Genomic DNA, 13,267 nt, shown 5'->3' with positions numbered 1-13,267 from the left:
TTGATCGATCATCGATCAGCGCGTTACAGTCACCGATGGGCTTCCACCAGAGCTCCAGCCCTGTCCTGCCAAAGACCAAGGGCACCCCTGAACCCTTACCGATGAGGGAACCCCCTTCGACTGAGGAAGGCGGCGACATGACCGACCCCAAGGCCATCCAGCCGAGCGAGCTCGACCAGCTCCCGGACCGCGACCCGGAGGAGACCGCCGAATGGCAGGCCTCCCTGGACGCCGTCACCAAGGCGGCCGGGCCGCACCGTGCCGCGTATCTGATGCGCCGCACACTGGAGCGCGCCGAGGGCGCCGGCATCCCCCTGCCGAAGCTCCTGGAGACCGACTACGTCAACTCCATCCCCACCGCCGCCGAGCCCACCGTGGACGGCGACGAGGAGATGGAGGCCAGGATCACCGCCTGGAACCGCTGGAACGCGGCGGCCATGGTGACCCGCGGCAGCAAGTACGGCGTGGGCGGCCACATCGCCACCTTCGCCTCCGCCGCCTGGCTGTACGAGACCGGCTTCAACCACTTCTTCAAGGGCAAGGAGGGTGACGGCTCCGGCGACCAGCTCTACATCCAGGGCCACGCCTCTCCCGGCATCTACGCCCGCGCCTTCCTCGACGGCCGCCTCTCCGAGGCGCAGCTCGACAACTTCCGCCGCGAGGCCGCCGGCGACGGCCTGCCGTCCTACCCGCACCCGCGGCGGCTGCCCTGGCTGTGGGAGTTCCCGACGGTCTCCATGGGCCTCGGCCCGATCTCCTCGATCTACCAGGCGCGGTTCAACCGCTACCTGACCAGCCGCGGCATCAAGGACGTCTCCCAGTCCCACGTCTGGGCGTTCCTCGGCGACGGCGAGATGGACGAGCCGGAGTCGACCACCGCGCTCACCCTCGCCGCCCGCGAGGGCCTGGACAACCTGACCTTCGTCATCAACTGCAACCTGCAGCGCCTCGACGGTCCGGTCCGCGCCAACTTCAAGATCGTGCAGGAGCTGGAGGCCCAGTTCCGCGGCGCCGGGTGGAACGTCGTCAAGACCCTGTGGGGCACCGCCTGGGACGAGCTGTTCCAGCTCGACACCACGGGCGCCCTGGTCCGCCGGCTGCGCCAGGTGCCCGACGCCCAGGTGCAGACGTACCAGACGCGCGACGCCGCCTACATCCGCCAGGACTTCTTCGGCAAGGACCCGGCGCTCGTCGAGATGGCGAAGCTGCTGAGCGACGACAAGATCCTCGAGTGCTTCCACCTCTCGCGCGGCGGCCACGAGGCCCGCAAGGTCTACGCCGCCTACCGGGCCGCGCTCGCCCACAAGGGCGCGCCGACCGTGATCCTGGCGCAGACCGTCAAGGGCCACACCCTCGGTGACGGCTTCGCCTCCAAGAACGCCAACCACCAGATGAAGAAGCTCTCGGTGGACGAGTTCAAGGCGATGCGCGACCGCCTCGGCCTGCCGATCCAGGACAGCGCCTTCGTCGACGGCGTGGTCCCCTACGGCCACCCGGGCGCCGACTCCCCCGAGGTCCGCTACCTCCAGGAGCGCCGCGCGGCCCTCGGCGGCCCCTCCCCGGCCCGCCGCGTCCACCCGGTCGCCCCGCTGCCGATGCCCGCGGACAAGGCGTTCACCGCCTTCGACAAGGGCTCCGGCACCCAGAACGTGGCCACCACCATGGCCTTCGTCCGCCTGGTCAAGGACCTGGTCCGGGACAAGGAGACCGGCAGGCGCTGGGTCCCGATCGTCCCCGACGAGGCCCGCACCTTCGGCATGGAGAGCCTCTTCCCCTCCCTCGGCATCTACTCGCCCCTCGGCCAGACGTACGAGCCGGTCGACCGCGACCAGCTGATGTACTACAAGGAGGCGAAGAACGGCCAGATCTTCAACGAGGGGATCACCGAGGCCGGCGCCATGGCCGAGTTCATCGCCGCCACGTCGTCGTACGCGACGCACGGCGAGATGATGATCCCGTTCTACATCTACTACTCGATGTTCGGCTGGCAGCGCACCGGCGACCAGATGTGGCAGCTCGGCGACCAGCTCGGCCGCGGCTTCCTGGTCGGCGCCACCGCCGGCCGGACCACGCTGACCGGCGAGGGCCTCCAGCACGCGGACGGCCACTCCCCGGCCATCGCGGCGACCAACCCGGCGGCGGTGACGTACGACCCGGCGTTCGCGTACGAGATCGCCACCATCGTCAAGGACGGCATGCGCCGCATGTTCGGCGAGCCGCACCCGGGCGAGGACCAGGACGTCTTCTACTACCTGACGGTCTACAACGAGCCGCTCCGGCAGCCCGCCAAGCCGTCCCTGCCCGGCATCGACGAGGGCATCGTCAAGGGCCTGTACCGCTTCAACACGGCCGAGTCGGCGGGGCTGTCCCCGGCGGCCAACGCGCCCCGCATCCAGCTCCTCGGCTCGGGCACCGCGATCCACTGGGCGCTGAAGGCGCAGCGGCTCCTCGCCGAGGAGTGGGGCGTGGCCGCCGACGTGTGGTCCGCGACCTCCTGGACGGAGCTGCGCCGGGACGCGATGGAGGCCGACGCGGCGGTGCTGCGCGGCGAGGACCGGGTGCCGTACGTGCGCCGGGCGCTCCAGGGCGCCGAGGGTCCGGTGCTGGCGGTCTCCGACTACATGCGCCAGGTCCCCGACCAGATCGCGCAGTGGGTCGAGCAGGACTGGACGTCGCTGGGCACCGACGGCTTCGGCCTGTCGGACACCCGGGAGAACGCCCGCCGCTACTTCGGGGTGGACGCCGAGTCCATCGTGGTCGCGGCCCTGGCCCGGCTCACCCGCCGCGGCGAGGTCAAGGCGACGGCCGTGAAGGAGGCGCGCGAGCGCTACGGCCTGTAGGCACGGGCACCGGCACCCGGAGTGCCGGACCGTTTCCGGTGGCAGGGCCCCCGCTCCGGCGGGGGCCCTGCCTCATGCTGTCCCCATGCGTGCTGCCCGGTTGATCAGAATGGTGCTGCTGCTCCAGTCCCGCCCGTCCATGACCGCCGCCGAACTCGCCCGGGAGCTGGAGGTGTCGGAGCGGACGGTCACCCGGGACGCGCAGGCCCTGTCGGAGGCCGGGGTGCCGGTCTACGCGGAGCGGGGCCGGACGGGCGGCTACCGGCTGGTCGGCGGCTACCGGACCCGGCTGACGGGGCTGGCGCGCGGCGAGGCGGAGGCGCTGTTCCTCTCCGGGGTGCCGGGGGCGCTGCGCGAGATGGGCCTGGAGGACGCCGCGTCGGCGGCCCGGCTGAAGGTGTCGGCGGCGCTGCTGCCGTCCCTGCGGGACGCGCCCCGGACGGCGGCGCAGCGGTTCCATCTGGACGCGCCGGGCTGGTTCCGCGAGCCGCGCACGCCCCCGCTGCTGCCCGCGGTGGCGGAGGCGGTGTGGGAGGACCGGCGGATCGCGGCGCGCTACCGGCGCGGGGACCGTGAGGTCGTGCGGGAGCTGGAGCCGTACGGGCTCGTGCTGAAGGCGGGCGTCTGGTACCTGTGCGCGCGGGCCGCGGACGACGGGGGCGGGGGTGGCGGCGCGGAGGCGGGCGCCCCGGCGGGCGGCGCCCCCGGTGCCGGTGGCCCGCCGGGCGGGGACCCGGGCGTCGGTGCCCCGGCGGGCGGAGCGTCCGACGGCCTCGGGGCCTTTGAGGGCGGGGTGCCTGGTGGCGGAGCACCGGGCGGCGGACCGGAGGGCCGCGGGGGTTCGGAGGGCCGCGGAGGTTCGGAAGGCCGCGGAGGTTCGGAGGGCCGCGGGGGTTCGGAAGGCAGGTTCCCGGGCGCCGGGGCCCCGGGCGCCGGGGGCGGGTTCCGGGTGTACCGGATCGACCGGTTCGCGGCCGTCGGACCGGCCGGGGAGGACGGCGGGCCGGGCGGCGGCGCGGGCCGCGGCGGGCGGTTCGCCCGGGACGAGGGGTTCGACCTGCCCGCGTTCTGGGCGGAGCGCGCGGCCGAGTTCGCGCGCTCGCTGCTGCGGGCGCGGATCGTGCTCCGGCTCTCCCCCCGGGGGGTGCGCGCCCTGCCGCACGCGGTGGACGCCCCGGCCGCGCGGGAGGCCCTGGAGGGCGCGGGCCCGCCGGACGCGGCGGGGTGGGTGACGGTGACGCTCCCGGTGGAGTCCGAGGAGGTGGCCCACGCGCAGGTGCGGGGCCTCGGCCCGGAGGCGGAGGTGCTGGAACCCGGGTCGCTGCGGGAACGCCTCGCCCGGGACGCGCGGCGGACCGCGGACCTGTACGGGGGGTGAGCGGGGCGGGGCCCGGCCCTCCCGGCCCGGGTCCGGGCGTGCCGCGCCCCGTCGCCCCGGCCCTCCCCCACCCCGGGGTGCGTCGTTCCCGCGCAGGGACGATGCTGGACCCGTGATGGACGAGACGGAGTTCTGGGAGCTGATCGACACCACCCGGCACGGTGCCGACGGAGACCCCGAGGACCAGGCCGACCTGCTTCTGGAGCGGCTCCTGGAGCAGGACCCGGAGCTGGTGCTGGACTTCTCCCGTCATTTCGAGGCCCGTTACAACCGGGCCTTCACCTGGGACCTGTGGGCCGCCGCCTGGCTGCTGCTGGACGGCGCCAGTGACGACGCCTTCGACTACTTCCGCTGCTGGCTGATCGGCCAGGGCCGCGAGACGTACGAGGGCGCGGTGCACGACCCCGACGCCCTGGCGGAGCTGCTGGACGACTTCGACGAGGAACTGGACGGGGACGGCGAGGACCTGGGGTACGCCGCCGACGAGGCGTACGAGCAGCTCACCGGCACCGTCGCCCCCGACCTGGGCATCGCCCCGGCGCCCGCGGAGCCGCTGGGCACCCCGCTGGACCTGGAGGACGCGGGGGCGGTGGCCGCGCGGCTGCCGAGGCTCTGGGAGCGGTTCGGGACGGACTGAGCCGTGCGGCGCCCGTGCCGGCGGGGGCGACCGGGGCGCCGGGAGCGGCGACCCGCTCCGGACGGCGGGACGGGCCGGCGGCGCGCGACGGCAACGCGGGCACGGCGGCGGGACGGGCCCGGTGGCGGGGCAAGCACGGCGGCGGGACGGCCGCGGCGACGGTTCACCGGGCCGGGGTGGCGGTTCAGCGGGCCGGAGTGGCGGTCGCGCGGCCCTGGAGCCTCGCGGCCAGGTCCCTGATGCCGGGGAGGCGGGCGGTGAGGGCCGCTCCCGGGCAGCTCGTCTGGAAGCCCTGGTCGTGCCCGGCGACGGTGGGCAGCCGGGCGGTGGCTCCGGCCGCGTACCGGCTCAGTCCGTTGCTGGAGACCAGGCCGACCCGGCCGCGCGGATCGGTGTCGGTGGTGCCGAGCTTCCACGCGGCGACGGCGGCGATGGAGTCGGCCAGCGCGTCGGGCACCGGGACCCCCTCGGTGAAGGTGCCCAGGGCCGCGATGCCGACCGTGCGGTGGTTGAAGCCCTGGGTGTGCGCACCGGTGACCGCGCGGTCGATGCCCCCGGCGCGGCCCTCGTAGACGGTGCCGCAGCGGTCGACGACGAAGTTGTAGCCGATGTCGTCCCAGTCCCGCGCCCCGGTCTGGCCGGCGTACACACCGCGCAGGATGGCCGGTGTGTCGGCGCAGTCGTAGTGGTTGGGGGTGTCGGTGTGGTGGACGAAGACGGCGCGGACCTCGTCGTCGTAGCGGGGGGCCGGCTGCGGGCGGGCGGCGGCGCCGAGCCAGACGGAGCGGGGCACGATGTCCGGCCGGGGCGCGGTGTGGCGGCCGGGGGCGCGGACGGCCCCGGCGCGGGGGTCGCGCCCGGCGGCCCGCTCCACACCGGCCGCGCACAGGCCCAGGGCGGCGACGGCGGCGAGGCCCGGCAGACAGCCGAGCAGCACGACGCCCGCCCGTCGCAGGCGGGCCCGGCGCGGGGTGCGGGCCCCGCGCGGTCCTCGGGGATCACGCATGGACCCACTGTCCGCCGAGTCGGGCCCGTCCGCGACGCGTGCGCTGCCGCCCGGTGGAACCGGGGCCGGGAGGTCAGGCCGGGGCCGTGAAGGTCAGGCCCATCAGCACGTCGTCGACATAGGCGTCGCCGAGGTGGAACTCCCCGGGCTGGACGCCCTCGACGACGAAGCCCTCCGACTCGTAGAGCCTGCGGGCGGCGGTGTTGGGGCCGAGGACGCGCAGGGTGATGCGGCGGGCGCCGACCTCCCGGGCGTCCTGGACGGCGGCGCGCACCAGGGCCCGCCCGGCACCGTGGCCGCGGGCGGCGTCCGAGACGGCGAGGCCGCGGATCTGCCGGACGTGGCGGTTGGCGGCCAGCGGGGTGGGGAAGCCGAGGCGGACGTAGCCGACGACGCGGCCGTCGAGTTCGGCGACGAAGTGGTCGTCCGGCCCGGAGTGGTCGCGGAAGAACGGGTCGTCCGGTCCGGGCGGGGGTGAGACGGCGTGCAGTGTGGACCAGGTCTCCCGGTCGATCAGGCGCAGCGCCTGCTCGTCCTCCGACCTGCCACGACGTATGTACGGGACGGGCATGCCGCTCACTGTACGACGCGTGCCGGGCCGCACGGTCCCGGATTTTCCCCGGTCCGACCGGCAGGATGCCCCCATGGACGACGAGGAGATGGACGGCGGGCGCGGCGGCGCGGGCGGCCGGGGGCGGCGGATCGCGGTGGCGGGCGCGTCGGGGCTGATCGGCGGCGCCCTGACGCGGTCGCTCGCCGCGGACGGGCACGAGGTGGTGCGGCTGGTGCGCCGTGATCCGCGCGGCCCGGACGAGGTGCGGTGGGACCCGGAGGCGGGCCGGGTGGACGCGGCCGGGCTGGACGGGTGCGACGCGGTGGTCAATCTGGCCGGGGCGGGCATCGGCGACCGTCGCTGGACCGACGCGTACAAGACGCGGCTGCGCAGCAGCCGGGTGCACGGCACCACGGCGCTCGCGGAGGCGGTCGCCTCGCTGGAGCGTCCGCCGGAGGTCTTCCTGAACGGCAGCGCGATCGGCTACTACGGCGAGACCGGCGACCGGGCGGTCGACGAGGACGCGCCGCCGGGCGAGGGCTTCCTGCCCGCGCTCTGCGTGGAGTGGGAGGCGGCGGCGGAGCCCGCGCGGCAGGCGGGGGTGCGGACGGTGTTCGCGCGGACGGGGCTCGTCGTGGCCCGCGGGGGCGGCGCCTGGGGGCGGCTGTTCCCGCTGTTCCGGGCGGGGCTCGGCGGGCGGCTGGGCGACGGGTCGCAGTACTGGTCCTTCGTGGCGCTGCACGACGAGGTGGCCGCGCTGCGGCATCTGCTGGAGCGCGCGGACCTGTCGGGGCCGTTCAACGTGACCGCCCCGCACCCGGTGACCAACCGCGAGGTCACCGCGGCGATGGGGCGGGTGCTGCGCCGGCCGACCCCGTTCCCGGTGCCCGCGCCGGTGCTGCGGGCGGTCCTGGGCGAGCTGGCCGGGGACGTGCTGGGCAGCGCCCGGGTCCTGCCGGCCCGGCTGCTCGCCTCGGACTTCCGCTACGCGTTCCCCACGGTGGACGACGCGATCCGGGCGGCCCTGTAGGGGCGGTCCCGGACACGGGGCCCGGCGGGGCCCCTCCCCCGGCAGCCCGGCGGGGCACCCGGTGCCGGGGACCGGCGGGCGCCGCGGGGCCCGCCGGGCCGTGCGGGCCGTCCCGTACGGGGAGGGTGCCGAAGGGGGTCCCGGGCGGGGCCGGGGGTGCCGTGCGGGTCTCCGGGGCCGCACCGGGCCGCCGGTTCCCCGGCCCCGGCCCGGCGTCCCGGCCGCCCCCCGCCGCCGCCGGTGCTCCCGGCGGACACCCCGTGCCGGTGCCCGGGCCGTCGCGGCACCCGTGTGCGACCGTCGTGCGACCGTGCCCTCGGTCCGTGCCACCCCCGCCGTGGAGGAGCGGCCCTAACCTGGGAGCGACTCGGGTATCCCACGAGCTGGTTGGGGGCTCCCCACCCCCGGCGGCCGCGCAACCCCAGAGGAGGGGCACGTGCTTGAGCCCGCGTACCAGGTGGACGTCGTCGTCGTGGGGGCCGGTGTCGCCGGTCTCGCCGCGGCCCACCGGCTGACCGGCGCAGGAGTGTCGACCGTGGTCCTGGAGGCCGCCCCCACCGTGGGCGGACGGATGGCGACGGAGAAGATCGACGGCTTCCGGCTCGACCGGATCGGGCAGCTGCTGTCCACCGCACACCCCGAAATGCGGCTCACCCCCGGACTGGACGGCCTGGCCCTGCTGCCGTTCGCCCCCGGGGTGCTGCTGCACAGCGAGGGGCGCCACCACCGCGCCGGCGCCCCCGCCCGGCCGCGAGGCGCGAGGGGCGCACTGCATGCCGTACGCGCCCTGGCGAGCGCCCCCCGGACCGGTCCGGCGGCCCGGCTGCCCTCCGCCGCGCACCGGGCGCCGCGCCTGCCGGTCCCCGGGCCGCGCACCCGGGCGGGCGCCCCGCTCGGGTCCTCCGTGGACCAGGCCCGGCTCGGGGCGGCGCTCGGCCGCCTCGCGGGCACCCCGGTCGAGCGGCTGCTGGCCCGGCCCGAGCTGCCCGCGGCGCGGGCGCTCGCCGCCCGGGGGCTGCCCGCCCGCACCGTCGACGGCTTCCTGCGGCCCCTGCTCGCCGCGCTGCTGTGCGATCCGGACCTGACCACCTCCAGCCGGTGCGCCGACCTGGCGCTGCACGCCTTCGCCCGGGGCCGGCTCGGCCTGCCCGAGGGCGGCGCGGAGGCCCTGCCGGTGACGCTGGCCGGGGCGCTGCCGCCGGGCACCCTGCACACGGGGGTGCGGGTCACCTCGGTGGCCACCAACGCCGTGACCACGGCCGAGCACGGCGTCTTCCGCTGCCGCGCCGTCCTGGTGGCGACCGACGCGCGCGCCGCGGCCGAGCTGCTGCCCGGACTGCGGGTGCCGGACTTCCACCCGGTGACGGTGGTCCACCACACCACCGACATCCCCCCGGCGACCGGCGCCTCCCTCCTGCTGGACTCCGACCGCGGCGGGCCCGTCGCCCACACGGCGGTCGTCAGCCAGGTCGACCCGTCCCGCGCCCCGGCCGGCCGCGCCCTGGTCTCCTCCACGGTGCTGGGCCCGCCGCCGGCCGACGTGGACACCGCCGTCCGCATCCATCTGGGGCGGCTGTACGGCACCTCGACCGCGCGCTGGGAGACGCTCGCCGTGCACCGCACGGACGAGGCGGTGCCCGCGATGCGGCCGCCGCACGATCCGCTGCGGCCGGTGCGCCTGCTGGCGGGCCTGTACGTGTGCGGCGACCACCGTGACACCAGCACCGTCGAGGGCGCGCTGCGTTCGGCCCGGCGCGCCTCGGCGGCCGTGCTGGCGGACCTGGGCGCGGGCCGTCCCATGCACACCGCCGAGTCCGCCGCCGCGGTCCGCGCGGCGTAGCCCGCCGGGCGCGGCTACCGGAGCGCGGCCACCCTGTCGCGGTAGCCGCGCACGGGGGCCGCGTCGCGGTAGGGCTCCAGCCGCCGTTCGAAGTCGCGGACGTACTCCGCCGCCCGCACCGACCGCATCTCCACGGCCTGTCCGGCCGCCTCCGCGCCGAGTTGGCACGCCTGGTCGAGTTCGCCGAGGCCGAGGCGGGCGGTGGCGAGGACGACCCGGCAGAACAGCCGGCTGCGGGCGAAGACGGGGGCCCGCAGCAGCAGCGAGCGCTCCGCGTACTGGGCGGAGGCGCGGAACTGCTGGAGGTCGCGGTGGCAGTGCCCGAGTTCGTCCGCGAGCTGGGCCTCGTCGAAGAAGCGCGCCCAGTGCGGCACGTCGTCGCCGGGCCGGGCGGCCTCCAGCGCGCGCTCGGCCCGCACCAGGGCGGCGGTGCAGGCCCGGACCTCCCCGATCACCGCGTGCGCCCGCGCCTCGGCGGCGTGCAGCAGCGTCTGCACCACGGGCGGCGCGGAGGTGCCGACGCCCTGCTGGGCGACCCGGGTGAGCTGGACGGCCTCGCGGCCGTGGCCGAGGTAGACGGCCTGGCGGCTCATGGTGACCAGCACATAGCTGCCGTACGCCCGGTCCCCGGCGACCTGGGCCAGCCGCAGCGCCTGCACGAAGTACCGCTGGGCGAGCCCGTGCGCGGCGATGTCGTACGAGGTCCAGCCGGCCAGCCGGGTCAGGTCGGCGGCGGCGCCGAACAGGCGGCGGCCGGTCTGCTCGCCGTAGGTGGCGCGCAGCATGGGCTCCAGCTCGTGTTCGAGGTAGCGCACCAGGGCCTGGCGGGCGTGGCCTCCGCCGTACCGGTCGTCGATGCTGCGGAACAGCTCGCCGACCGAGCGCAGCGCGGCGAGGTCGCCGCCGGAGATCCGCTGGCCGGGGCCGCGGTCCCCGACGGGGCGGCGGCGGGCGGGGCCGCCGGGCGCCGGGACCCGGGGCGGCACGGGGCGCCCGCCCTGGGCGGGGATGCGGACGGGTTTCTCGGTGTGGGCGACCCGGTCGTCGGGGCGGCCGATCAGCCAGTCCCGGCTGGGCACGACCAGGCCGGCCGGGGTGAAGGCGATCTTGCGCAGTTCGGCGTGGCTGCCGGAGTCCTTGCGCCAGAGCCCGCTGACGATATCGACGGCCTCCGCGGGGGTCGCGGCGAACTCCAGTCCCGCGTAGACCGGGGCGCAGGCGTCCAGGCCGAGGTCCTGGGCGGTGAGGCGGCGGCCGAGGCGGCGGGCGAAGACCTCCGCGATCAGGGCGGGGGCGGTGCCGCGCGGCTGCTGGCCGCGCAGCCACCGGGTGACGGAGGTCTTGTCGTATCTGAGGTCCAGCCCGTGTTCGGTGCCGAGCTGGTCGACGCGTCGCGCGAGACCCGCGTTGGAGAACCCCGCTTCGGCGATGAGCGCGGCGAGCTGGCGGTTGGGGGTGCGCTGCGCGGGTCGTTCCGTCATGGTGCGGTGCGGTCTCCTGCCTTCCGGGGCGTTCGACGTCCCGGAGCGCCTGTGAGCAGCCCTTATGGCTCGTGGTCGGCGTGAATGTAGCGGAGGGTAAACGGACGCTCGCACAAATCGACAGGCATTCATCCGATCGTGTGAGGATTGCCCCTCGCGGCTGACGGGACCGACGGCGGTGGTCCGATGAACGCCGGACGTACAGTGGCGTGGGCACGTCGCGTGCCCTGCGACCGTCCAGGGGAGGCTCCTGCCGTGAGTGAGCTGCGGTTCGTCCGCATGGGGTTCGGTGAACGGGCCGTCGAGTACCGGGAGGCGTGGGACGAGCAGCGCCGGGTGCACGCGGCGCGGTTCGCCGACGAGATCCCCGACACCGTGCTGCTGGTGGAGCACCCCCCGGTCTACACGGCGGGGCGGCGCACGGCGGACACCGAGCGGCCCCTCGACGGCACCCCCGTCATCGACGTGGACCGCGGCGGCAAGATCACCTGGCACGGTCCGGGCCAGCTCGTGGGCTACCCGATCCAGAAGCTCCCGCGCCCGGTGGACGTGGTGGCGCACGTGCGGCGGCTGGAGGAGGCGCTGATCCGCGTCTGCGCCGAGTTCGGCCTGGAGACGACACGGGTCGAGGGCCGCAGCGGGGTGTGGGTGCTGGGCGACCCGGTCGCCTCGCGGCCGTCGGTCGGCGGTCTCTCCCTGGACCTCGACCCGCGACTGGCGGACGAGGAGTTCGACCCCCGGCTCAACGGGCCCGAGTACGCCCCCTCCAACGCGGGCCAGCGCCGCGAGGACCGGAAGATCGCCGCCATCGGCATCCGGGTGGCCAAGGGCGTCACCATGCACGGCTTCTCGCTGAACGTGAACCCGGACAACAAGTGGTTCGACCGGATCATCCCGTGCGGCATCCGGGACGCGGGCGTCGCCTCGCTCGCCGCGGAGCTGGGCCGCGAGGTGACCGTCGACGACGTGCTGCCCGTGGTGGAGCGCCATCTGCGGGAGGTATTGGAGAACGCGGAGCCGCGCCCGCGCGAGGTCGCGGGGGCGGCTCAGGACGGGAAGACGGCGCGGGAGGGGACGACGGCACCGGAGAAGGTGTCGACGGCCGGGCAGGCGCCCCCGGCCGAGCGGGTACCGGCGGCCCAGGGTCTTTCGTTTGGACCGGGCCGGACCCCGCGAGCCCGGCATGACCCGAACGAGAGGCCCTAGCGGTCGCCCTGCCCCGGCGCGGCCGCTCCCGTGCGGCGCGCCCCGTCGCGGCGGGTCCGGACGGCCGGGCCACCACCGGGGCCGGGCGGCCGGAGCCGGGCGGGAACCGCCGGGGCCGTACGGGACCCGGACGGAGCCGGGTCGGAGCGGCCCGCCGGGCCGGTCACACCAAGGCGGACGCCCCCACCGGGCATCAAATCAACGGGCGTACCCTGAAGGTCGCCGAAGAATCAATCGCTAGGGAGCCGGTCGTGTCCGCAGTCGCACCCGACGGACGCAAAATGCTGCGCCTTGAGGTCCGCAACAGCCAGACCCCCATCGAGCGCAAGCCCGAGTGGATCAAGACCCGGGCGAAAATGGGTCCCGAGTACACCAAGATGCAGAACCTCGTGAAGAGCGAGGGCCTGCACACGGTCTGCCAGGAAGCCGGCTGCCCGAACATCTACGAGTGCTGGGAGGACCGCGAGGCGACCTTCCTCATCGGCGGCGACCAGTGCACCCGGCGCTGCGACTTCTGCCAGATCGACACCGGCAGGCCCGAGGCGCTCGACCGCGACGAGCCGCGCCGGGTGGGCGAGTCCGTGGTCACCATGGACCTCAACTACGCCACCATCACCGGCGTCGCCCGCGACGACCTGGAGGACGGCGGCGCCTGGCTCTACGCCGAGACGGTCCGCCAGATCCACGAGCAGACGGCGGGGCGCGAGGAGGGCCGGACCAAGGTCGAGCTGCTCGCCCCGGACTTCAACGCCGTGCCGGAGCTGCTGCGCGAGGTCTTCGAGTCCCGCCCCGAGGTGTTCGCGCACAACGTCGAGACGGTGCCCCGCATCTTCAAGCGCATCCGTCCCGGCTTCCGCTACGAGCGCTCCCTGCGGGTCATCACCGAGGCCCGCGACTTCGGCCTGGTCACCAAGTCCAACCTGATCCTCGGCATGGGTGAGACCCGCGAGGAGATCAGCGAGGCCCTCGCCCAGCTCCACGAGGCCGGCTGCGAGCTGATCACCATCACCCAGTACCTGCGCCCCTCGGTCCGCCACCACCCGGTGGAGCGCTGGGTCAAGCCGCAGGAGTTCGTGGAGCTGAAGGAGGAGGCCGAGGAGATCGGCTTCTCCGGCGTGATGTCCGGTCCGCTGGTCCGGTCCTCCTACCGCGCCGGGCGCCTGTACCGGATGGCCGTGGAGAAGCGCGACACCGTCGTCGCCGGGCAGGCCCTCTGACGCACCACCGCGCGCCGCCGCCCGGAGCCGGACGGGGGCGTGTGAGGTCGGGCACAGGATGCTACCGGCCAGTAGAAGC

Annotated in this window: 10 protein-coding genes; 7 read left to right on the top strand and 3 right to left on the bottom strand. The window is 75.7% G+C overall.

The features are described from left to right. Positions 1-137: 137 nt before the first annotated feature. From aceE to ACZ7LB_RS01540, 3 genes are all read left to right on the top strand, one after another. Positions 138-2,840: a pyruvate dehydrogenase (acetyl-transferring), homodimeric type gene (aceE, locus tag ACZ7LB_RS01550; RefSeq protein ID WP_471464751.1), complete on the top strand. Its 2,703-nt coding sequence runs from the start codon at positions 138-140 to the stop codon at positions 2,838-2,840. A gap of 85 nt (positions 2,841-2,925) precedes the next feature. Next, positions 2,926-4,218: a helix-turn-helix transcriptional regulator gene (locus ACZ7LB_RS01545; RefSeq protein WP_471464749.1), complete on the top strand. Its 1,293-nt coding sequence runs from the start codon at positions 2,926-2,928 to the stop codon at positions 4,216-4,218. Positions 4,219-4,333: 115 nt separating this feature from the next. Then, positions 4,334-4,855 (top strand): DUF4240 domain-containing protein, encoded by a 522-nt coding sequence (locus ACZ7LB_RS01540; protein WP_471465105.1) that lies wholly within the window; start codon positions 4,334-4,336, stop codon positions 4,853-4,855. Between the two features lie 184 nt (positions 4,856-5,039). Here ACZ7LB_RS01540 and ACZ7LB_RS01535 read toward each other — a convergent pair whose 3' ends face one another. Both ACZ7LB_RS01535 and ACZ7LB_RS01530 read right to left on the bottom strand, forming a co-directional pair. Continuing rightward, positions 5,040-5,861, bottom strand: coding sequence for a peptidoglycan recognition protein family protein (locus tag ACZ7LB_RS01535; protein ID WP_471464747.1), 822 nt, complete (start codon positions 5,859-5,861; stop codon positions 5,040-5,042). 73 nt (positions 5,862-5,934) lie between these two features. Continuing rightward, positions 5,935-6,432: a GNAT family N-acetyltransferase gene (locus tag ACZ7LB_RS01530; protein WP_471464745.1), complete on the bottom strand. Its 498-nt coding sequence runs from the start codon at positions 6,430-6,432 to the stop codon at positions 5,935-5,937. Positions 6,433-6,505: 73 nt separating this feature from the next. Between ACZ7LB_RS01530 and ACZ7LB_RS01525 the strand changes: the two genes are divergently transcribed. Together ACZ7LB_RS01525 and ACZ7LB_RS01520 are read left to right on the top strand one after the other, a co-directional pair. Beyond that, the gene (locus tag ACZ7LB_RS01525; RefSeq protein WP_471464742.1) at positions 6,506-7,444 is read left to right on the top strand and encodes a TIGR01777 family oxidoreductase; all 939 of its coding nucleotides are present in this window, start codon (positions 6,506-6,508) and stop codon (positions 7,442-7,444) included. Between the two features lie 436 nt (positions 7,445-7,880). Further along, positions 7,881-9,284: an NAD(P)/FAD-dependent oxidoreductase gene (locus ACZ7LB_RS01520; protein ID WP_471464740.1), complete on the top strand. Its 1,404-nt coding sequence runs from the start codon at positions 7,881-7,883 to the stop codon at positions 9,282-9,284. A gap of 14 nt (positions 9,285-9,298) precedes the next feature. Here ACZ7LB_RS01520 and ACZ7LB_RS01515 read toward each other — a convergent pair whose 3' ends face one another. Further along, positions 9,299-10,765 (bottom strand): regulator, encoded by a 1,467-nt coding sequence (locus tag ACZ7LB_RS01515; protein WP_471464738.1) that lies wholly within the window; start codon positions 10,763-10,765, stop codon positions 9,299-9,301. 255 nt (positions 10,766-11,020) lie between these two features. Between ACZ7LB_RS01515 and lipB the strand changes: the two genes are divergently transcribed. Continuing rightward, positions 11,021-11,971: a lipoyl(octanoyl) transferase LipB gene (lipB, locus tag ACZ7LB_RS01510; protein WP_471464736.1), complete on the top strand. Its 951-nt coding sequence runs from the start codon at positions 11,021-11,023 to the stop codon at positions 11,969-11,971. A gap of 251 nt (positions 11,972-12,222) precedes the next feature. Further along, positions 12,223-13,188 carry a lipoyl synthase gene (gene lipA, locus ACZ7LB_RS01505; protein WP_265291473.1) on the top strand — a complete coding sequence of 322 codons (966 nt, stop codon included), beginning with the start codon at positions 12,223-12,225 and terminating at the stop codon, positions 13,186-13,188. The last annotated feature ends 79 nt before the right edge of the window (positions 13,189-13,267 follow it).

Source organism: Streptomyces sp. NPDC107521, from assembly GCF_055598485.1.
This window is presented reverse-complemented; position numbering and strand designations above follow the sequence as displayed.

What these genes read in the sequence shown, in the direction of transcription:
- aceE (WP_471464751.1), top strand. Translation starts at nt 138, where the DNA reads ATGACCGACCCCAAGGCCATCCAGCCGAGCGAGCTCGACCAGCTCCCG.
- ACZ7LB_RS01545 (WP_471464749.1), top strand. Translation starts at nt 2,926, where the DNA reads ATGCGTGCTGCCCGGTTGATCAGAATGGTGCTGCTGCTCCAGTCCCGC.
- ACZ7LB_RS01540 (WP_471465105.1), top strand. Translation starts at nt 4,334, where the DNA reads ATGGACGAGACGGAGTTCTGGGAGCTGATCGACACCACCCGGCACGGT.
- ACZ7LB_RS01535 (WP_471464747.1), bottom strand. Translation starts at nt 5,861, where the DNA reads ATGCGTGATCCCCGAGGACCGCGCGGGGCCCGCACCCCGCGCCGGGCC.
- ACZ7LB_RS01530 (WP_471464745.1), bottom strand. Translation starts at nt 6,432, where the DNA reads ATGCCCGTCCCGTACATACGTCGTGGCAGGTCGGAGGACGAGCAGGCG.
- ACZ7LB_RS01525 (WP_471464742.1), top strand. Translation starts at nt 6,506, where the DNA reads ATGGACGACGAGGAGATGGACGGCGGGCGCGGCGGCGCGGGCGGCCGG.
- ACZ7LB_RS01515 (WP_471464738.1), bottom strand. Translation starts at nt 10,765, where the DNA reads ATGACGGAACGACCCGCGCAGCGCACCCCCAACCGCCAGCTCGCCGCG.